19 protein-coding genes and 1 tRNA gene are annotated in these 20,632 nt (G+C 66.6%); 2 read left to right on the top strand and 18 right to left on the bottom strand.

Features of this window, described 5'->3' with window-relative positions; genetic code table 11:
- Positions 1–143: 143 nt before the first annotated feature.
- The 3 genes from ABZ789_RS19780 to ABZ789_RS19770 form a co-directional block, all read right to left on the bottom strand.
- The gene (locus ABZ789_RS19780; RefSeq protein ID WP_358427315.1) at positions 144–341 is read right to left on the bottom strand and encodes a hypothetical protein; all 198 of its coding nucleotides are present in this window, start codon (positions 339–341) and stop codon (positions 144–146) included.
- A 226-nt stretch (positions 342–567) separates the two neighbouring features.
- Positions 568–643 (bottom strand) — tRNA-Thr (locus tag ABZ789_RS19775).
- Positions 644–705: 62 nt separating this feature from the next.
- A complete protein-coding gene (locus tag ABZ789_RS19770) occupies positions 706–1,893 on the bottom strand; it encodes a DNA polymerase III subunit delta' (RefSeq protein WP_358427312.1) in 1,188 nt (395 codons plus the stop codon).
- Positions 1,894–1,982: 89 nt separating this feature from the next.
- Here ABZ789_RS19770 and ABZ789_RS19765 point away from each other — a divergent pair, with 89 nt between their 5' ends.
- Entirely contained in the window at positions 1,983–2,372 is a 390-nt protein-coding gene (locus ABZ789_RS19765; protein WP_358427309.1) for a VOC family protein, read from the top strand.
- Here the strand turns inward: ABZ789_RS19765 and ABZ789_RS19760 are convergent.
- From ABZ789_RS19760 to ABZ789_RS19745, 4 genes are all read right to left on the bottom strand, one after another.
- Positions 2,336–2,941, bottom strand: coding sequence for an AraC family transcriptional regulator (locus ABZ789_RS19760; RefSeq protein WP_358427306.1), 606 nt, complete (start codon positions 2,939–2,941; stop codon positions 2,336–2,338). The genes ABZ789_RS19765 and ABZ789_RS19760 overlap by 37 nt on opposite strands.
- A 138-nt stretch (positions 2,942–3,079) precedes the next feature.
- Entirely contained in the window at positions 3,080–6,007 is a 2,928-nt protein-coding gene (gene topA / locus ABZ789_RS19755) for a type I DNA topoisomerase (RefSeq protein ID WP_358427336.1), read from the bottom strand.
- Positions 6,008–6,124: 117 nt separating this feature from the next.
- Positions 6,125–6,730, bottom strand: a complete 606-nt coding sequence (locus tag ABZ789_RS19750; protein WP_358427303.1) for a hypothetical protein — start codon at positions 6,728–6,730, stop codon at positions 6,125–6,127.
- 175 nt (positions 6,731–6,905) lie between these two features.
- Positions 6,906–7,109 carry a cold-shock protein gene (locus tag ABZ789_RS19745; protein WP_003935252.1) on the bottom strand — a complete coding sequence of 68 codons (204 nt, stop codon included), beginning with the start codon at positions 7,107–7,109 and terminating at the stop codon, positions 6,906–6,908.
- A gap of 390 nt (positions 7,110–7,499) precedes the next feature.
- On the opposite strand from ABZ789_RS19745, the gene ABZ789_RS19740 reads away from it, so the two are divergent.
- Positions 7,500–9,866: a DEAD/DEAH box helicase gene (locus ABZ789_RS19740; RefSeq protein ID WP_358427300.1), complete on the top strand. Its 2,367-nt coding sequence runs from the start codon at positions 7,500–7,502 to the stop codon at positions 9,864–9,866.
- 18 nt (positions 9,867–9,884) lie between these two features.
- Here ABZ789_RS19740 and ABZ789_RS19735 read toward each other — a convergent pair whose 3' ends face one another.
- The 11 genes from ABZ789_RS19735 to ssd form a co-directional block, all read right to left on the bottom strand.
- Complete coding sequence (locus ABZ789_RS19735) at positions 9,885–11,570, bottom strand: ABC transporter ATP-binding protein (RefSeq protein ID WP_358427333.1); 1,686 nt, start codon at positions 11,568–11,570, stop codon at positions 9,885–9,887.
- A gap of 46 nt (positions 11,571–11,616) precedes the next feature.
- Positions 11,617–12,558 (bottom strand): ABC transporter permease, encoded by a 942-nt coding sequence (locus tag ABZ789_RS19730; RefSeq protein ID WP_358427297.1) that lies wholly within the window; start codon positions 12,556–12,558, stop codon positions 11,617–11,619.
- Positions 12,559–12,562: 4 nt separating this feature from the next.
- The gene (locus tag ABZ789_RS19725; protein WP_358427294.1) at positions 12,563–13,486 is read right to left on the bottom strand and encodes an ABC transporter permease; all 924 of its coding nucleotides are present in this window, start codon (positions 13,484–13,486) and stop codon (positions 12,563–12,565) included.
- 83 nt (positions 13,487–13,569) lie between these two features.
- Positions 13,570–15,183 carry an ABC transporter substrate-binding protein gene (locus ABZ789_RS19720; RefSeq protein WP_358427291.1) on the bottom strand — a complete coding sequence of 538 codons (1,614 nt, stop codon included), beginning with the start codon at positions 15,181–15,183 and terminating at the stop codon, positions 13,570–13,572.
- A gap of 428 nt (positions 15,184–15,611) precedes the next feature.
- Positions 15,612–15,992, bottom strand: coding sequence for an Rv3654c family TadE-like protein (locus ABZ789_RS19715; protein ID WP_358427288.1), 381 nt, complete (start codon positions 15,990–15,992; stop codon positions 15,612–15,614).
- Positions 15,989–16,375 (bottom strand): TadE family type IV pilus minor pilin, encoded by a 387-nt coding sequence (locus tag ABZ789_RS19710; RefSeq protein WP_358427286.1) that lies wholly within the window; start codon positions 16,373–16,375, stop codon positions 15,989–15,991. Before ABZ789_RS19710 ends, ABZ789_RS19715 begins: the two co-directional genes overlap by 4 nt.
- Positions 16,372–16,560: a DUF4244 domain-containing protein gene (locus ABZ789_RS19705; RefSeq protein WP_358427330.1), complete on the bottom strand. Its 189-nt coding sequence runs from the start codon at positions 16,558–16,560 to the stop codon at positions 16,372–16,374. Before ABZ789_RS19705 ends, ABZ789_RS19710 begins: the two co-directional genes overlap by 4 nt.
- 80 nt (positions 16,561–16,640) lie before the next feature.
- Complete coding sequence (locus ABZ789_RS19700; protein ID WP_358427283.1) at positions 16,641–17,216, bottom strand: type II secretion system F family protein; 576 nt, start codon at positions 17,214–17,216, stop codon at positions 16,641–16,643.
- Positions 17,213–18,016 carry a secretion protein F gene (locus tag ABZ789_RS19695; RefSeq protein ID WP_358427280.1) on the bottom strand — a complete coding sequence of 268 codons (804 nt, stop codon included), beginning with the start codon at positions 18,014–18,016 and terminating at the stop codon, positions 17,213–17,215. The genes ABZ789_RS19700 and ABZ789_RS19695 overlap by 4 nt, the downstream gene beginning before the upstream one ends.
- Positions 18,013–19,185: a TadA family conjugal transfer-associated ATPase gene (locus ABZ789_RS19690; RefSeq protein WP_358427277.1), complete on the bottom strand. Its 1,173-nt coding sequence runs from the start codon at positions 19,183–19,185 to the stop codon at positions 18,013–18,015. The genes ABZ789_RS19695 and ABZ789_RS19690 overlap by 4 nt, the downstream gene beginning before the upstream one ends.
- Positions 19,182–20,252, bottom strand: a complete 1,071-nt coding sequence (gene ssd, locus ABZ789_RS19685; protein WP_358427274.1) for a septum site-determining protein Ssd — start codon at positions 20,250–20,252, stop codon at positions 19,182–19,184. Before ssd ends, ABZ789_RS19690 begins: the two co-directional genes overlap by 4 nt.
- Positions 20,253–20,632 lie beyond the last annotated feature (380 nt).

Raw genomic sequence — 20,632 nt, 5'->3', positions numbered from 1 at the left:
CAACCTCGTTGTCCCGTTCCTTCCGGCCCGGGTCGGTGTCCGTGTCGCTCTGACCTGGAATAAGTTACGCGCACATCTCCCAGAACACCAAATCGGCAGCTCAGGCCATGTTTCTCGTGTCTGCAAGCGGTCCGGACAAAGGTTCAGGGGACCCAGTACTTGGCTGCAAGATGCTGGACGATCGGATCGTCCTCCTCTGCCTGCTCGAGCATCGCGAGGTCGCTGCGGATGTCCATCAGGCGGGGATCGTCTCCCTCGGCGTCGCCGAGCGGCCGGCCCCCGTCCTCGGCACGCTGCCGCAGCATCTTCTCCCGAACCCGGTCCTTCAACGACTCAGCCATGACACGAGCATGTAGGGCGCGTGCGGGGTTGTCGAGGATTTCGCACTGTGTGTCAGCGATCGCGATCGCGGAAGACCCGGATCGCCATGGGCAGCACCACCGCGAGAGCGCCGATGATCAAGACCAGAGAGAACAGTTCCATCAACATGCCTCCATCATCCGCGTGCACGAGGGCCGGGGCACGGAAACGTCGAAGGCCCCTCACCCGGGGGGAGAGGGGCCTTCGTGGAGCTGCCTGTCGGAATCGAACCGACGACCTTTTCATTACGAGTGAAATGCTCTACCGACTGAGCTAAGGCAGCGAGCCTTTCGGCGACCGAAGTCTAACGGACTACCCCCACCCCGACGCAAACCGGCACTTCTACTACCGGAAAGCAGCGCTCAGCCGAGCTGCGAGCGCTGCGAGCGCGAAGCGCGGTTTGACGTTCTGAGCAAGGGCTTCCCTGCAGTCGAGAATCGCTTCGATGCAGTCGAGCAGCGCTTCCGGGCGGGTACGCGATGCAAGGTCGGCCGCGCGCTCCGACATGTCGGGATGGTTGAGGGTCACCCCGGAACCGAAGGCGTGCACGAGTGCATCCCGGTAGAGGCCCGCGAGGTCGATCAGCGCCCGGTCCATGATGTCGCGTTCGGTTCGCGTCTTCCGCGACTTCTGGGTGCGCTCGAGTTCCTTGAGCACACCGGCCGAACCCCGCAAGGCACCGGCGGCTCCCTTCCCGGTGCCGCCCGCACCCAGGGCCGTCCTCAGCTCTTCCGTTTCGCGCTCGTCGCGCTCGGCGCTGATCTCCTTCGCCTCGGTCTCGGCGTTACGCCCCAGGTCTTCGGCGGCGGAGTAGGTCGTGGCAGGTCGGAGAACCGCCCCCGCAAGAGCCAGCGCCCGCGATCGGTTGTCCCGGGCACCCTCGTCGGTGGCCAGGCGCCGAGCGCGACCGACGTGACCCGCACTGACGGACGCGGCCCAGTGGGCCGTCTTCGGATCGATGCCGTCGGTGGACTCGAGGACACGTGCGATCGCCTCGACACTGGGGGTGACCAGTCCGACGTGACGGCATCGGGAGCGGAGGGTCACGGAGATGTCCTCGGGATCGACCGACGGCGCGCACAACAGGAAGACCGTTCGCTGGGGTGGTTCCTCGACCACCTTCAGCAGTGCGTTCGCCGCGCCCTCCGTCAGACGGTCGGCGTCCTCGATCACCACGACCTGCCACCGACCGGTGCTCGGCCGCCTTGACGCGACCTGCACGATGTCGCGCATCGACTTGACGCTGATGGTGAGGCCCTCGGGCACGACGCGTCGTACGTCGCCGTGTGTACCTGCCATCGTGGTGGTGCACGCATGGCACCGCCCGCATCCGGGGATCTCCTCGTCGGTGCACTGCAGCGCCGCTGCAAAGCACAGTGCAGCGATCGAGCGCCCCGACCCGGGAGGCCCGGTGAACAGCCACGAATGCGTCATCGCCGACCCGGTGTCACCCCGGCGGGCCGCGACGGCGGCGGCAACGAGCTCGGATTCGACATCGCGTTGACCGACGAGACGATCGAATACCCCGGGCATGCGCTCAGCCTAACGATCGGCACCGACTCCCCCGAGCTCGTGTCCGAAACGTTCAAGACGGCACGGTCGCGGAACCGTAGTTTCAGGCCATGACCATTCACTTCTCCGCCGTGGGGCTCGTCGTCGCCGATCTCGGGCGGTCCTTCGCGTGCTATCGCCTGCTCGGACTCGATCTGCCCGCCGAAATCCCCGATGTGCCGCACTTCGAGACCACCCTCCCCGGTGGTCTGCGCCTGATGTGGGACACCGTCGCATCCGTGCGCACCTTCTACCCTGAGTTCGAGCCCTCCACGGGTGGGGCGGGTCTTGCCTTCGACTGCGGGTCACCCGAGACGGTCGACGAGACACACGCGGCGTTGATCGAGGCCGGTTGCACCTCGACGAAAGCACCGTGGGATGCCGCCTGGGGACAGCGCTATGCAATGACAACCGACCCGGACGGCTATGCCGTCGATCTGTTCGCCGCGCTTCCGGGATGACCCTGGACGAGAGCGCCGAGAGAAGTGCCCGTGAGCATGCGCACCTCCCGGGCGAGGTGCGCCTGGTCGCTGTAACCACAATCCGCAGCGACACGGGCGAATGCCTCGCCGGCCCGAGCGCGGGCGACCGCCCGGCGGAACCGCAATACCCGCGACAACATCTTCGGTCCGTATCCGTAGGCCCGGATCGATCGACGGCGAAGCGTCCTGTCGCTCCAGCCGAGAGCCGACGCGAGTTGCGAGACGGACGTGCCCGTAGCCAACGCTCGGGCGAGGTCCGGCATCGGATCGTGTTCGTCGGTCGACACTCGCGCGGCAACCACCAACGCGCCGACAGGATCGTGCTCGGCGCGACCTGCCAGGACCCGAACCCGGCGTGAGGGCCACAGCTCGTCGAGCGGAACCCGCCGGTCGACGAGTTCGCACGCGTCGATCCCGAAGAAGCGCGGCCCCACCCCCGGCTCGAACCTGAGAGCCGTCAGCGACTGCCTCGTGGCCAGATCGGAGATCTGTGATGTCGTGTCCGGGCCGGCGACGAGGAAGCCGTCGGCGTGCAGGATCAGGTCCATTCACCCGTCCGGCAGCACATGTGTACCGCTTGGACGGGCAACGGACGGAGAGGACCGCCACAGCACCACACCGGACACTCCCGACGGCTGTTCGCGATACACAACCGTCAGGTTAACGGCGTGCTCCGACGAGAGCCGTCAGTCGGCCGTCTTCTTCGCGGCTGCCTTCTTGGTCGTCTTCTTCGCTGCCGACTTCTTCGCTGTGGTTTTCTTCGCGGTGGTTTTCTTCGCCGCTGTCTTCTTCGCGGTCTTCTTGGCCGGACCGCGCGCTCGACGGTCGGCGAGCAATTCGGAGGCCCGCTCGTCGGTGATCGAGGTGACCTCGTCGCCCTTGCGAAGGCTCGCGTTGGTTTCGCCGTCGGTGACGTAGGGACCGAAACGCCCGTCCTTGATCACCATCTGCTTACCGCTCACCGGGTCGGTGCCCAGCTCACGCAGCGGCGGTGTGGCGGCGGCCTGCCGACCGCGCCGCTTCGGCTCCGCATAGATCTTCAGCGCTTCGTCGAGTGTGACAGTGAAGATCTGCTCCTCGTTCGCCAGCGACCGCGAGTCGCTGCCCTTCTTCAGATACGGACCGTAACGGCCGTTCTGAGCAGTGATCTCTTCACCCGATTCCGGATCGACGCCCACCACCCGCGGCAGCGACAGCAGCTTCAACGCGTCTTCGAGGCTGACGGTGGACAGGTCCATCGACTTGAACAGCGAGCCCGTCCGCGGCTTGGGGCCGGCCTTCTTCGCAGCCTTCTTCGCGGTCTTCTTCGCGGCGGCCTTCTTGGTGGCCGTCTTCGTGCCGCCGGCTTCCTCGATCTCGTCGACCGGGATAGGCGTGACGTCCGGCTCGGGCTCCAGTGCGGGTTCGGGCTCCGGGTCGGGGATCAGTTCGGTCACGTACGGACCGAAGCGACCCTCACGAGCGACGATCTCGTAACCGGTGGCCGGGTCGACGCCCAGCACACGCCCTTCCTGCGGCGTCGCGAACAGCTTCTCGGCAAACTCGAGAGTGAGCTCGTCGGGCGGCAGGTCGTCGGGCAGGTTGGCCCGCTGCGAGGTCGGTTCACCCTCGGGATCGTCGGGATCGACGACCATTCGTTCGAGATAGGGACCGAACCGTCCGACCCGAACACGGATCTCGCGTCCTTCCGCATCGTCGAACAGGCGGATGGAGTTGATCTCCCGTGCGTCGATGCCCTCGAGGTTCTCACCCACGAGCTTCTTCAGACCGCCCTTGCGCGCGACGGAGTCCTCGTCGCCGTGGCTGCCACCGAAGTAGAACCGCGTCAGCCAGTCGGAGCGCTGTTCGTGGCCGGATGCGATCTCGTCGAGGTCGTCCTCCATCCCGGCGGTGAAGTCGTAATCGACCAACTGGGCGAAGTGCGCCTCGAGCAGGCCGGTGACGGCGAACGCCACCCAGGACGGCACGAGCGCGCTGCCGCGCTTGTAGACGTAGCCGCGGTCGAGGATGGTCTTGATGATCGACGCGTAGGTCGACGGCCGGCCGATGCCCAGCTCTTCGAGCGTCTTGATCAGGCTCGCCTCGGTGTACCGGGCGGGCGGGTTGGTGGAGTGACCGTCCGGATCCAGCTTCGTGGCCGTGACCGATGCACCTTCCGACAGATTCGGAAGGCGCGACTCCGCGTCGTCCGACTGTCCGCCGGCCTCTTCGTCGACACTCTCGACATAGGCCTTCAGGAAGCCGGCGAAGGTGATGGTGCGACCCGAGGACGAGAAGGTGCACTCCTCGCCCGTCCCCGCAGTACCGGTGATACGCAGGGTGAGGGTGGTGCCTCGCGCATCGGCCATCTGGGATGCGACGGTCCGCTGCCAGATGAGCTCGTACAGCTTGAACTCGTCGCCGTCGAGACGCGAGTGCAACTCTCCGGGGGTGGCGAAGACGTCCCCGGCAGGACGGATCGCCTCGTGCGCCTCCTGCGCGTTCTTGACCTTACGGGTGTACTGACGCGGGGTCGGATGGACGAACTCGGCACCGTACAACTGAGTGGCCTGCGCGCGGGCCGCTGCGATCGCCGATTCGGACAGCGTGGTCGAGTCCGTACGCATGTAGGTGATGTAGCCGTTCTCGTACAAACGCTGCGCGGTGCGCATCGTGCGTTCGGACGAGAACCGCAGCTTGCGAGCTGCCTCCTGCTGCAGTGTGGAGGTCATGAACGGCGCATAGGGCTTGCGCGTGTACGGCTTGCTCTCGGCCGACGACACCGTCAGTGCGGCCCCGGCGAGCGCATCCGCGAGCCGGCGCGCGCGTTCCTCGTCGAGGACGACGACACCGTTCGACTTCAGATTCCCATCGGACCCGAAATCGCGACCCGCTGCCACTCGGGAGCCGTCGATGTTGACCAGGCGGGCACCGAACGAGCGGGGACTCGCGTCGGCACCGGCATCCATGGTGGCCGCGATGTCCCAGTACTCGGCGGACCGGAACGCCATGCGTTCGCGCTCGCGCTGCACGACCACGCGGGTGGCCACCGACTGCACGCGACCGGCAGACAGCCGCGGCATGACCTTCTTCCACAGCACCGGGCTGACCTCGTAGCCGTAGAGACGGTCGAGGATTCGCCGGGTTTCCTGTGCGTCGACGAGATCGTTGTCGAGATCGCGCGTGTTCTCGGCGGCAGCACGGATCGCCGACTCGGTGATCTCGTGGAAGACCATACGGCGGACCGGCACCTTGGGCTTGAGCGTCTCGAGCAGGTGCCACGCGATCGCCTCGCCCTCACGGTCGGGGTCGGTGGCGAGGTACAGCTCGTCCGCGTCCTTCAGCAGGCTCTTCAGCTCGGATACCTTGGACTTCTTGTCGGGACTGACGACGTAGAGCGGTTCGAAGTCGCGGTCGACGTCGACGCCGAGACGCGCCCACGACTCCCCCTTGTACTTGGCAGGAACATCGGCAGCACCGCGCGGAAGGTCGCGGATGTGACCCACCGATGCCTCCACGACGTAGTCGCGACCCAGATAGGGGGCGATCTTCCTCGCCTTGGTCGGGGACTCGACGATCACGAGCCGACGCGTGCCCGACGAACCGCCCGCAGTGCTCTTCTCCCGTGCTGCCACCGTGCCGCCCGCACCTTCCCTCTTCACCGACATGTCGCCTTGTTCGATGACATGTATACCGACCCGTTCCCCCGACGCGGCCACACACAGGGTCGCACATCCTCCAGGAACGGCTCTTCACAAGTGACGATCACCCGGTTCGAGGCGTGGCCAGATCCGCCGTGCCGCGTCGGCGTCCGGAGGTGCACCGATGTTCTCGATGAGCCTCGTCAGTCGCCTTTTCCCCGCGATCCTCAGCCCGGGCCGTCCGCTTCCGCGCGTACCGATGAGGGTCGGTGCGATACCGGCGCGCATGAGTGCCTGCGCCAACTGCGCGTGTGTGTCGGGGGCGGCCGGGTCCAGTCCCAGAACATATTGTGTTCCCTCGACCTCCATACTGCCGGATGCGAGGAACCATGCACGCTGGGCACGTGAGGAAGGAACCCATCCGGGCGGGACCGTCTTGGCGCCGCCACCGGTCCACTGGTTCGTGAGCGGGACGAGAGCACTGTCGGCGGCCGTGGTGACGGTGAAGCGATCACCGTCGACAGCGATGTCCGCTTCGATGCCCGCGTCGGTGACCAGCCGAGCGATGGCACGAGCACGCCATTCGGCATCGACGTCCACGGTCAGCGCTGCGCTGCCGTCGGTGGGACCCGCACGTCCGTGTGCTGCGAGCAGGCCACTCAGATCGGCCGGAGCGGGTGGCATCGTGTCCGCTCCGAAGAAGGAGAGTTGGCTCACGGATCCTCCTCTCGTCACTCCGTGAGCGAGAAGAGTCGACCACTGCCGTTCGTCGATACTGTCGGCTCGTTCACGGATGAGCCCCGGAAATGCATCGTCCCCCATCACCTGAGGTGATGGGGGACGATCGGGCGAGGTACCAGACCTTGCCCGTGTGCTCGCTCGAGCGGGTCGATCAGAGAGCGCGCACGCCGGTGGCCTGCGGGCCCTTGGTGCCCTGCCCGACCTCGAACTCGACTCGCTGGTTCTCCTCGAGGGTACGGAAGCCGGAACCCTGGATCTCGGAGTAGTGAACGAACACGTCGGCGGAGCCGTCCTCAGGAGCGATGAAGCCGAAGCCCTTCTCCGCGTTGAACCACTTCACAGTGCCCTGTGCCATGCTTTTCCTTCTCTTTCTAACACCGGATTCGACAGACCGCCGGGTACGCGGTCCGCCAGGTCCCGGTTCCGACCGCTGTACTTCTCGAGTCCCCCGTTGGAAGAGCTAAAGCACCGCGCCCGCAACCATCGATCCTGCGAGCGTGCACTTTTCCAAGTCTACGAACACAGAAGCTGCGACCGGGTGTAGTCAACCACGTTCTGGGCACGCGCAACAGTAGGAATGGGCACAAACGTGCCAATTCCCTGATCTTGTTCGAGTCTCGGTAGCATTACCCACGGGTAGCTGTTGCTCCCATGTTACGGGAGGCCATGTTCGTCGCATTCGTCCCGGATCCCGGCTCCCGTCCGTAGCCGACGGATCATCTCGTTCGACCCAACGGAGTACTGCGTGACCGGCTCACCCTTCCTCCACACCGGCGAGGCCTCCGCCCCCACCTACGGTCGAGGCCTCCTCGATCGGCTGCTCGCCGGCACTCCCTCGGATGAGGCACCTCTCACCCACGTCGCAGAGATCCCGGCTCGGCCTGCCCGTCACGGCGACTGGCCACAGTGGGCGCACGAAGACGTGGTCCGTGCCTTCCAGGAACACGGTGTCGCCCGTCCCTGGCACCACCAGGCGCGCGCCGCCGAGATCGCGGCAGGCGGGGAGCACGTGGTCGTTTCCACCGGCACCGCGTCCGGCAAATCCTTCGCCTATCAATTGCCCGTACTCAGCGACCTCGCCGAGGACCCGCAGGCCACCGCCCTGTATCTGTCACCCACCAAGGCCCTGGGTGCCGACCAGTTACGCGCGGTCACCGAACTGACCTCCGGCGTCGACGCCCTCTCGACCGTGGCCGCGTGCGCCTACGACGGCGACACCGCCACCGAGATCCGGCAGTGGACACGTCGGCATTCGCGCTGGATCTTCACCAATCCCGACATGCTGCACCTGGCACTCCTGCCCGGCCACGCACGGTGGGCACGGTTGTGGAGACGTCTGAAATACGTCGTCGTCGACGAGTGTCACGCCTATCGGGGCGTGTTCGGGTCTCACGTAGCGTTGATCCTTCGTCGCCTGCGGCGTGTTGCCCGCCGGTACGGTGCCGACCCCGTCTTCGTGCTCGCCTCCGCGACGACCGCGGGGCCGGGTGCCGCAGCGTCCCGGCTCATCGGGGCGCCCTGCCGGGAGGTCACCGAGGACGGTTCACCCCAAGGGGCTCGCACCGTCGCAATGTGGGAGCCGCCCCTGCTGCGGGACGTCACCGGAGAACACGGGGCACCCGTGCGGCGCGCCGCAGGAACCGAAGCCGCACGTCTTCTCGCGGACCTCGTCGCCGAAGGTGCTCGCACGCTCGCGTTCGTCCGGTCCCGTCACGGCGCCGAACTCACGGCCATGGGCGCACGTCGGCTTCTGGCCGAATCGGCACCCGAGCTGGTCGACCGGGTCGCAGCGTATCGGGCGGGCTACCTCGCCGAAGATCGGCGAGACCTCGAAGCAGCCCTCTCCGACGGTCGACTCCTCGGTGTCGCGGGCACGAACGCCCTCGAACTCGGAGTGGACATCGCAGGCTTGGACGCGGTGATCGTCGCAGGCTTCCCGGGAACGGTCGCGTCCTTCCGCCAGCAGGGCGGACGTGCCGGCCGGCGCGGGCAGGGTTCACTCGTCGTGCTGGTCGCGCGGGACGATCCGCTCGACACCTATCTCGTGCACCACCCGGAGGCACTCCTCGACCGGCCTGTCGAGGCGACGGTCACCGATCCGGGCAATCCGTACGTGCTCGGCCCCCAACTTCTCTGTGCCGCAGACGAACTGCCCCTCAGCGACGCCGAGGTCGAGGAATTCGGCGCCCACGACGTGCTCACGCGTCTGGCCGAGCAAGGCCTGATCCGGCGCCGTCCACACGGCTGGTTCGTCACCCCGGGGACGCAGCCTCATGCCGGTGTCGAGATCCGCAGCGGGATCGGCCACCAGATCTCGATCGTCGAAGGCGAGACCGGCCGGATGCTCGGCACGGTCGACGCCGCCCGCGCCCCTGCGACGATCCATCCGGGTGCCGTGCACATCCATCAGGGTGAAACCTTCGTCGTCGACGAGTTGTATCTCGACGACGGCATCGCCCTCGTGCACGCCGAGGACCCGGAATGGTCCACGACCGCACGCGAGATCACCGACATCTGCTGTGTCTCCGTGGACGAACGACGCGAATACGGACCCGTCACGGTCGCTTACGTGGGAGTCGAGGTGACGCACCGCGTGGTCGGATATCTGCGGCGTCTGCCGTCCGGGGAAGTGCTCGACCACATCCCCCTCGACATGCCGGAACACACGCTCGATACCCGAGCGGTGATGTACACGATCGAACCCGAACTGCTCGACACCGTCGGTGTGACACCCGACCGGGTCCCGGGAGCTCTCCATGCGGCCGAGCATGCCGCGATCGGACTGCTCCCCCTCCTGGCGACGTGCGATCGCGGTGATATCGGCGGGGTGTCCGTCGATCTGCACCCGGACACCGGCCTGCCCACCGTGTTCGTCTACGACGGGCAGCCCGGTGGCGCCGGATTCGCCGAGCGCGGATATCACCGGATCACGAAATGGCTCACTGCGACTCGCGATGCAGTCTCGGCCTGCGAATGCGCCATGGGGTGCCCGTCGTGCGTGTACTCCCCCAAGTGCGGAAACGGAAACGATCCGCTCGACAAGGCGGGGGCAGTCGCGGTTCTCGACGCAGTACTCGCCGCGATCGAGGCGTCCGGGCCGTCCGACCGCTGACGTCGCGGCTCGCGCGTATCAGGACACCCGTGCGTGCTCGGCCTCCGCATCGTCGATATCGGCACGTTCGGCAGCCATCAGCGCCGCACGCTCCTCACGGCGGCGTGCCTGCTCGACCGGATCCGGGACGGGAACCGCGGCCAGCAACCGCTTGGTGTACGGATCGGACGGGGAACGCAGGATGCGATCGGTCCGGTCGAATTCCACGAGCTTGCCGGCCCGCATGACGGCGATACGGCGGGCGAGCACCTCGACGACAGCAAGGTCGTGGCTGATGAACAGGCAGGCGAAACCGTACTCACGCTGCAATTCCTGGAAGAGTTCGAGCACCTTCGCCTGGACCGATACATCCAGCGCGGAGGTGGGCTCGTCCGCGATCAGCAAGGTCGGCTCGAGTGCGAGTGCCCTCGCGATACCCACTCGCTGACGCTGCCCACCCGAGAGTTGGTGCGGATAACGGTTGCGCATGTCGCGGGGAAGGCGCACCTGATCGAGCAGTTCCTCGATCTTCTTGTCCCGTTGGCTACGGTCCATCTCGGTGTGCAGCAACATCGGCTCACCGATGGACTGCCCGATCGGCCACCGCGGGTTGAGCGACGAACCCGGATCCTGGAACACGATGCCGATCTTGCGGCGCACCGCGCGCAGATCACGGGTCGACATCTTCGTGATGTCGACACCCGAGACGGACAGCGAACCGGACTGCAGACGCAGCAACCCGACTGCCGCCTTGCCTATCGTGGACTTGCCCGAGCCGGACTCTCCGACGAGCCCGACGACCTCGCCGGGCTCGATGTTCAGGCCGACCCCGTCGACGGCACGGAAACCGCTGTTCCGCCGGGCGCCGGGATACTCGATCACCGCGTCGACCAGTTCGAGTGCGTAACGCACGTCGGGAATGTCGTCGGAGCCGAGCTCACCGCTGCGGGAACCCAGATGAGGCACCGACGCGAGCAGTTCACGCGTGTAGGCGTGCTCCGGCGCGCCGAAGACCTGGGCCGACGTGCCCTGCTCGACGATGGCGCCGTCGCGCATGACGACGATGCGATCCGCCATGTCTGCGACGACACCCATGTCGTGCGTGATGAGCAGGATCGCCGCGTCCACCCGCTCACGCAGATCCCGCATGAGCTGCAGGATCTCCGCCTGCACCGTGACGTCGAGCGCGGTGGTGGGCTCGTCGGCGATGAGCACCGCGGGATCGGACGCCAGCGCCTGGGCGATCATCGCTCGCTGGCGCTGACCGCCGGACAGCTGGTGGGGGTAGAAATCCACCCGTTTCTCGGGTTCCGGCATGTCCACGAGGCGGAGTAGCTCGATCACCCGCTCCTTGGCACGGGCCTTGGTCATGTCGGAGTGCGAGCGGATCGCCTCGGTGATCTGCCAGCCGATGGTGTAGACCGGATTGAGGGCCGTCATCGGCTCCTGGAAGATCACGGCGATGTCCTTGCCGCGCACCGAGTTCAGCTCTCGTTCCGTCAGGCCGACCAGTTCGCGACCGTCGAGGGCGATGCTGCCGCTTACGCGGCTGTTGTCGGCGAGCAGACCCGGAACCGCCATCGCCGTCGTGGATTTACCCGAGCCGGATTCGCCGACGATCGCCAGGATCTCACCTCGCGCTACCTCGAACGAGACAGCACGTACGGCCGTGCGCCAGGTCTTGTCGACCTCGAAATCGACGGTCAGGCCGGAGACCTCGAGAATCGGCCCGCCGGTCGTGGTCTGCTCACTCGTGTCGGGACTCATTGCGTCAGCTCCGTTTCGGGTCGAGCGCATCGCGCAGCGCATCACCCATGAGAATGAAGGCCAGCACGGTGAACGACAGGAAAGCTGCCGGGAACAACACCAGGTGCGGCGAGGTCGAAATGTAGTTCTGGCCCAAGTTGATCTGCAGACCCCACGAGATTGCCGGCATCTGCAAGCCGATACCGAGATACGACAGCGCCGCTTCCGCAGCGATGAACGTACCGACCGCGATGGTGGCATACACCAGGACCGGAGTCAGCGCATTCGGCAGAATGTGCCTGACCAGGATACGGAAGGTGGAGGCACCGAGCGCCTGGGCGGCTTGAACGTACTCGCTTCCCTTGACAGCGATGACGGAAGAACGCACCAGACGCATTGCGGTCATCCAACCGAAGGCGACCAGCGCCATCGCCACGGTCAGCGTGGTTCTCTCGCTCGTCACGGTCAACAGCACGAGCGCACCGAGCAGCAGTGGAATGCCGAAGAAGATATCGGTGAACCGGGCCAGCAGACTGTCCAGAAATCCTCCGAAATAGCCTGCCAGCGAGCCGATCAGCACACCCACGATCAGCACGCCGACGACGGCCAGTAGGCCGATGGTCAGCGAGACGCGGGCACCGTAGATCACGTTGGCGTAATAGTCACAACCCTGCAGATCCGTTCCGAACCAGTGCTCCGCACTGGGCGGAAGCCGGGTGTCCGACAGGTCGCACGCCCGGGGGTCGATCCCACGAGCGAACAGTTGCGGCACTATCGCCATGGCCACGAGGACAACCGAGATGACCGCCCCGAACCAGAAGAACGCGCTGCGGCGCAACTTCTTCCACGCGTTGCCCCACAAGCTCGCCTGGCCGACGAGTTCCACGGCCTCACCGGTGACCACATTGCCAGGCTCGCCTTCCTGCACGGCGTGCTGACGGGCTGCCTCGGCATAATTGGAATCCATACCACTACTCGTATCTGATCCGGGGGTCGAGGAGCGCGTAGAGCACATCCACGACGAGGTTGAAAAAGATGTAGAAGAAGACCATCAGCGTGACGATGCCGACGACGACCGCACCTTCCTGATTCTGCACCGCGTCGAAGATCGCGCGGCCCAGACCAGGGATGTTGAAAACCGATTCGGTGATGATCGCTCCGCCGAGCAACGCCCCGATGTCGGCACCGATGAACGTCACGACCGGAATCAAGCTGTTACGCAGAGCATGCCGAGTAACAATGCGCCGGTACCCGACGCCTTTGGCGCGGGCGGTGCGAATGTAGTCGGCGGCCATCGATTCCGACACCGCGGTACGGGTCAGCCGCGCCACATACGCCATGGACAGCGACGCCAGCACCAGCCCCGGAAGCAGGTAGCTGTACCAGCCGTCGTTGATACCGGCGATCGGGAACAGGCCGAGTTTGTATCCCAGAACGTACTGGGAGACGAAGCCCAGGACGAACACCGGGATCGACACCAGCATCGTCGACGAGACGAGCACAAGATTGTCGAAGAAGGAGTTTCGGCGCAGTGCTGCGAGCACACCGGCCGTGATGCCGATGAGGATTTCGAAGGCGACGGCCACCGCCGTCAACTGCATGGTCACCGGCAACCGCTGCGAAATGGTGTCCAGTACCGGCCTACCGGAGAAATCCGACCCGAAATCTCCCTGCAGTAGTCCGCCGATGTACTTGACGTACTGGACGAAGAACGGATCGTCGAGGTTGTACTCGGCGCGAAGCTGCGCCACGACCGCGGGGGCCAGTGGGCGATCGCCTGCGAGGGCGCGAATGGGGTCGCCCGGAAGGGCGTAGACCATCGCGAAGATGAGGAAGGAAGCGCCGATCAGGACCGGAACGGTCAACAGCAATCGACGCGTGATGAAGCGACCCACTGGGTTCTCCTATACGGAACAACAATGTCCTACACGGTGGTGGGGGTGCCCCGCATCCGCGGGGCACCCCCACCGTCCGTCACTCAGTCGACCGTGACTTCTGCCGTCACAATGTCCCCGAAGGGGTCGATCTTCACGTTGCTCACCCGGTCGCTCGTCACGACCTGGTTCAGACCGTAGAAGAGCGGCGTGGCGGGCATGTCGCGGAACAGAATGTCCTCGGCACGCTGATATTCGGCCGTGGCTGCGTCGAGAGTGTCGGCATTGTTGCCGGCGGACAGCGCCGCATCGAATTCGGGGTTGCTGTAGAAGCTCATGTTCGAACCCGCGGGCGGCATCGCGGCCGTGCTGTACACGGGCGCCAGGAAGTTGTACAGGGAGGGATAATCCATGATCCAGCCCATACGGAACGGGCCGGTCATACCCTTCTCGTCCTGAAGCGGCAGGTACTGCGCGAACTGCAGGTCGCCGCGCAGCACGTATTCGACACCAAGGTTGGTGCGAAGCTGGTTGCCGATCGCGGTCATCCAGATGTCATGGGAGGCACCGGCGTTGAACCAGAGATCAACCGGCACGCTGCGATCGAAGCCGGCCTCGTCGAGCAGTTTGTTTGCCTGCTCGGCGTTCAGCTCGCACTTGGCGCCACATGCGTCCTCACGGTAGCCCTCGACGACGGGCGATCCGAAGGATCCTGCCGGAGTGCGCGTATTGCTGAAGATCGCCTCGGTGATGGCCTGCCGGTCGATCGCCATCGAGAATGCTTCCCGGACAAGGGGGTCGGAGAAGCGCGGGTCGTAGGTAGGGAACGAGAGCGAGGTGATGTCGGGACGTGCTCGCTCGACGTAACGATCACCGAACTGATCGCGAGCGGTGGCCCACGCGTCCGGCGGCAGATCAAGCATCACGTCGAGGCCACCGGCCTGAACGTCGGTGTAGGCAGTGGTCAACTCGGTGTAGACCTTGAACTGCACGCCCTGCGACCGAGCGGCGTTCTCACCGGCGTAGTCCTCGTACTTGGTCACGGTGAAGCCCTGGCCGTCGACGAAGTCCTCGTCCGCCTTGAACGGTCCGTTGCCGATGGGACGACGGCCGAACGCATCGGGGTCGGCGAAGAAGGCTTCGGGAAGGGGCATGAAGGCCGTGTACCCGAGCGTGACGGGGTAGATCGCGAAGGGTTCCTTCAACTCGACCGAAATGGTCGTGTCGTCCACGGCTTCGAGGCCGGACATGGTGGTCGCAGCGGGCTCACCACCCTCGGGAGCCTGCAGATCGTCGTAGCCCTTCACATTCTCGAAGAAGTACGACGCGCCGTATGCGTTGGTGCTCAATGCGGTGTAGTTCCACGCGTCGACATACGATTTCGCGGTCACGGGTGTTCCGTCGTGGAACGTCCAGCCGGGATTCAGCTTGATCGTCCACGTGATCTGGTCCTCGGACTCGACCGACTCGGCGACGCCGGTGTACTCGACCTCGCTGGTCTCGTCGTTGTAGTTCACCAGCGGGGTGAACAACGACTTGAGGACTTGATTGCCCTCACTCTCGGTGGTGTTGCCCGGAACCAACGGGTTCTCGGGTTGCATGATGTACATGCTGTAGACACCTTCGGCATCTCCGCCGCTGCCGCCCCCACATGCCGCGAGCATGCCGGCGGCTATGAAGCCGGCCGACACGACCGCGATCGTGCGCTTGATCCTCAAGATCCATCCTCCCTCAGTCCCGACGGGACAGCGTCGACTGCCCCGTCGGCCGCGACGGTCCGCGGCGTCGGTACGAGCCACGGAGCGAACGAGTGTTCACTCCGGAACGGGGGTTGACTCTAGACACACCTCGTACCCACGTCGAGTCTCGGCCACACGACCGCCGGGTATAAGGCGCTCGCGGCGGTGGGACGAAATGTCCTCGTAATCAAGAAGGAACGTGTCTCGACTCACGGATTCGCTGATGAGAGCGGTTCGGCTGCCGCACCCGACCCACAGTCGCAGCACTACACCTGCCCGTCCCGGCTCGCGGCACCGCCCACCCGGGAAGCGGACTTGCGCCGCACACCGTAATGTGACCACCATGCATTGTGACTACCGACACGTATCGTTCGCGCGGCGACGGGCGGGGAGCGAGCCGACCGGATTCAGCCACCGGAAGGCTTGACCTCCGCGGCCGGACCCGCCCGCGCAACGGCCTTCGCCTCCGCACCGTCGAAGAAGGACGAGACCGGAGCGGCGACTTCGAGTAGCACATACCAGCCGTCGATCTCGCAGCGCTGCAACCGCACCCGCATTCTCGAGGTGATCGGTTCGCTGACCTCGCAGGCCTCGACGACACCCCGGTCCAGCGCCGCGGCGACCGCCACCGCCGCCAGATCGGCCGCCGCCTGTGCACGATGACGTGCCACGACGACCGATCCGACGTGCAGCAAAGTGGCGGTAACCGCGATCAGACCGGCCATCACCGCACAGCCGATCACGCTCGCGCTCCCGTCGTCCCCGAGAGGAATCCGACTCGGCTTCATTGCATTCCTTCGGGCTCCCGCACCGATACCGCTTCCGCCGTCAGCGTCACCAGAGGAAGCAGTGGGCTCTCCGCAGTCACGACCACCACGATCAGATCTCCCTCCTCCTGCACCACGACGCGCGCGTCCGGTGGCGCGACGCGAGCGGCCACGTCGAGCGCACGCGCCTGGTCGCCCCGCGCGACGAGACGGGCCGCTTCGCGCGCGGCGTCGTGACACCGCACCTGGTACGCGATGCTCAGCACCGCCCCGAGGCACAGGACGAGTACCGTGACAAGGCTCGCGATCGCAAGTGCTGCTTCGACCGTGACGCCCCCGGCGTCCTCTCGCGCAAACCTCGGAAGCAATTTCCGGCGAGCATTCTCCGCATGCGCGGTTGTCACACCGAGGTGTTCAATGCGCGTTCGACGATGCCGGTCAATGCGGAGACGATCGAGTCGCCGGTCACCACCGTGTACAGCACCGCGCCGAATGCCGCTGCCGCGATGGTCCCGATCGCGTACTCCGCCGTAGACATACCGTCATCCTGTCGTGCGAGACCCTCGAGGCGGCCGCGCAGTCCGTGCATGATCCCTTTCACCGATATCCGTTTTGCCATTCTTATCCCCCTTTTCATTTCGTTGCGGCGCAGACGGTCCGCGCCGACGTTCACATCAGCCCTGCGCCGAGCACGTCACGTGCCAGACCGATCACGACCGGGACGATGCCCAGGCACACGAAGGCCGGCAGGAAGCACAATCCGAGGGGCCCGCTCACGAGCACTCCTGCTCGGTCGATCTCGGCGATCACCCGATCCTCGGTCTCGGCGCGATGACGGACAGCGAGTTCGGCCACGGTCTCGGAGAAAGGTGCACCGGATTTCGCAGATCGTCTTGCCGCACGGGCGAAGTCATCGAGTACTCCGGTGGCTTCCGGGCCTGCCCACGCCTCCGCCGCGTCGGCACCCAACGCCAACCGGTCGGCGCCTCGCCGCAAGCCCGCGGCGAGTTCCGGCGGAGCAGACTCCGCGACGACGCGTGCAGCGGTTCCGGCCGGCATCCCCGCGCGCAGGCATGCAGCGAACAGATCGAACGCGGCGGGGACCGCGTGCGGATCGACCGCAGTCACCGCTGCACTCTGCCGATCCTCACCGGTTCTGGTGGGTGCGAGGCGCGTCGCGTGCCGCGGTACGGGTGCGACGACGAGCGCGGCCACCCCCAGCAGTGCTGCCCACTCGGCGCTCATCGTCCCACCCGGGCCGCGATCCGATCGGTCCACAGCAGACCGGCGCAGACGAGCACCGCACCGACGACGAGCATCGCGCCGCCGAGTCCACCCGCGAGGAGTATCTCCAGTGGAGCCGCCCCCATGAGCTGCCCGAGACCGACACCGAGCGCGGGCAATCCCGCAAGTACCGACGCCGTGGCACGAGCTCCGGCGAGACCGGACTCCGTACGAGCACGAATGCGCATGCGCGCGGCCAGATCGGCGCGCGCGGCACCGAGTAGTTCGGCCAGGGCGAGACCGTGACGATCGGAGACCGACCACGCGTCGGCCACCCGGCCCAGACTGTCGGCGACACCGTCCGATCCGGAAGTTGCTGCGACCGAGACCAATCCGTGAGCAGCCGATCCACCGAGCCGTGCACGCGCCGCAGCGACCCGGAACGCCCCTGCGACCGGACCGGCCGTCTCGCGTGCAGCAGTCTCACAGGCATCCGCGGGATGTGCCCCGACGCGCAGGTCGGCGATCACGGTGTCCAGGCCGGACAACAGCATTCGACGATGTCCTTCGAGTTCCGCCATGCGGCGGCGTGAACGGCGGCGCCACACCACCGTCACCACGACGGTCGCGGCAGCGAGAGCGGGAGCGATTCCCGCCCACACCACGATCGCGGCGGCCACTGCGAGCACGGCCCCACCGGCGAGAGGAGGCGGCACCCGACGCGGTCCGGACGTCGGCCCCGCACCCCGCAGCCGGCGGCGAGCTGATGGCCCCGGCAGGACGAGCAGTGCCGCCGCCAAGCACAGAACGGTCGTCGTCACGGGACGTCCCGCCGACGCAGTACTCGTTCGAGGGTGTCCGCACCCGGCTTGTTTCCGTCTGCGTAGGTCCATGCGGGCGTGACGATCACGCCCGCCGCCGGGTCGCGTTCGACCACCCCGATCTCCACGAGTCGCCGCATGCCGTCGGCCCCGCGGTGCACGTGCAGAATGACCTGAACCGCTGCGACGAGTTGACTGTGCAGCGCCGCGCGATCGAGTCCACCGAGCGCGGCGAGAGCCTCGAGTCGCGCGGGTACCTCGTCGGGGGAATTGGCGTGCACCGTTCCGGCACCACCGTCGTGGCCAGTGTTCAAGGCAGTGAGAAGGTCGACGACCTCGGCTCCCCGTACCTCTCCGATGACGATGCGGTCGGGCCGCATTCGCAGCGCCTGCCGTACGAGGTCGCGCACGGTGACCTCCCCGACTCCTTCGACGTTGGGTGCCCGCGCCACCAACCGAACGACGTGCGGGTGCGCCGGAACCAATTCGGCCGCATCCTCGACACAGACGATGCGCTCGGTGCCGTCGACCGCACCGAGCAACGCTGCAAGGAGCGTCGTCTTGCCGGCACCCGTCCCGCCGACGACGAGAAACGCCAGGCGGGCGCGGACGATACGTTGCAGTAGCCGGTATGCGACTTCGGAGATGGCTCCGCGATCCCGCAACGCTTCGAGCCCCTGGGTGGCGGGCCGCAGCACGCGCAGGGACAGACACGTTCCGCCCTGCGCAACCGGCGAGAGCACCGCGTGCAGCCGGACGCCGAACTCTCCGTGACCGGGCAGCCTTCCGTCCACCCACATCTGCGCGTCGTCGAGACGACGTCCCGCGAACAGCGCCAGTCGCTGTGCGAGTCGTCTGACCGCGGCCTCGTCGGGAAAGGTGACCTCAGTCAGGCACAAACCGCTCCCCCGATCAACCCAGACCCGGTCGGGGGCGGTGACGAGCACATCTGTCACTGCCGGATCTGCCAGTAGGTCCTCGAGCGGACCTGCGCCGGTGAGTTCGGTCTGCAGATGGCGTAATGCCGCCAGGAGGTCGGAGTCACCGAGCACCCCACCGGATTCCGCTCGCAGCGCAGCGGCGACGCGGGCGGGGGTGAGTTCTCCGGCTTCGTCCGCCAACCGGTCGCGCACGCGGCCGAGGAGATCGCCTCGGAGAATTCCTGTCATGCCGCCCACCTCGGACCACTGCTGCCGGATCCGGCAGCAGTCAACACGTCGTGCGCTGCACCGAGCAGTGGGGATCGCCCTCGCAGCCGGAGACCGCCGCGTTCGAGCATCTCGGCCAGGCCCGGCTCGGGACGCATCGACGTGAGCACATCCAGGCCCACTGCGTCCGCCACGTCCGCGGGTCGCAGGCCACCGGGCGCGGGCCCGCGGAGGACGATGCCGGCCGGTTCGCCCCGGGTGGAGAGGATCCGGGCGATCCGCGTCGCGGCGAGCACCGCACCGATGCGTGCGGGCACGATCAGGACGGTGAAATCGGACAACGCGAGCACCGCGTCGGCCACCGGGTCGAAGTTGCGGCCCACGTCGCAGACGACTGTCGTTCCCGCAGCGCGCACCGCCTCGACGACCGCGCCTGCAGCGGTCGCAGTGGGCCGGCCGATGTTCTCCCGGTCGGTGGACAGGATTCCCACCCCTGGCGCCCAGACGGGCACGGCGTCGCGCAGTGCACGCGCCGATATTCGGCCGCCGTCGACGGTGAGACCGGACCACCGCACTCCCGGATGCTCTTCGAGACCGGTCAGGACGTCGAGGCCACCGCCGAACGGATCGGCATCGACGAGCAGGGTGTCGCGTCGGTCCTCGCGCCCCGCGGCCCACGCCAGGGCCGCGGCGAAGGTGGACGCACCCGCTCCACCACAGCCGCCCACGACCGCGAGGACGATGCCCGCACCGGCCGAGGGCTCACCCGCGGCGGCGATGATCGAGAGCAGTTCCACCTCCTCGGACGGAAGAGCGAGGACGTGTTCGGCACCCACGGTTGCGGCGGCCTGCCATTCCGGGAGATCGGCCGGCCCCGTGCACACCAGGATCACTCCGGGGCGGCGAGGGTACTCACCCGCGCACACTGCCGCAGCCGCCGCATCGAGGACGACGATCGACGCTTCGGTCCATGCCCGGCGCGGTATCGGCACGGACATCTCGTGCAGCGTGCGGTCGGCCGCAGCGACCACCCGACGCAGGTCGGCGATCAGCGCGGCGTCGTCGATCAGTCCGAGGATGTCGTTCACGAGCGCCAGCCTGCCGCGCTTTGCCGGTGTCGAGGTGGCGAGAACGGCCTTCGGAAGGCGGCCTGTGGATGAATCGGCGGCCTGGGGACAAACCGCGACCGAGCGGCCTCTCGGTGCGGATACGCCGCGGTCCGCGGTGTAGAGAGAGTCTGGAGGTCGGTAGGCAGAGTCTCCGACAAAAGGGACAGCCCTCGCCAGGGGGGAGGAGGCGAGGGCCGTCTATGTTCAGCCCCGGGGGTCGGGCTGAACACAACCCGGATGTCGATCCGGGCATTCGCGATAGTACACCGTTAGGTGGGACTACTTGCAACTTCAAACAGTGGCGCGCCGCGCAGATCACTCGGTGCCAACGAAGGACTCTGCGACCTATTGTGGTGATC

Source organism: Rhodococcus sp. NPDC047139, from assembly GCF_040643435.1.
In the GTDB taxonomy this organism is placed as follows: Bacteria; Actinomycetota; Actinomycetes; order Mycobacteriales; family Mycobacteriaceae; genus Rhodococcus.
This window is presented reverse-complemented; position numbering and strand designations above follow the sequence as displayed.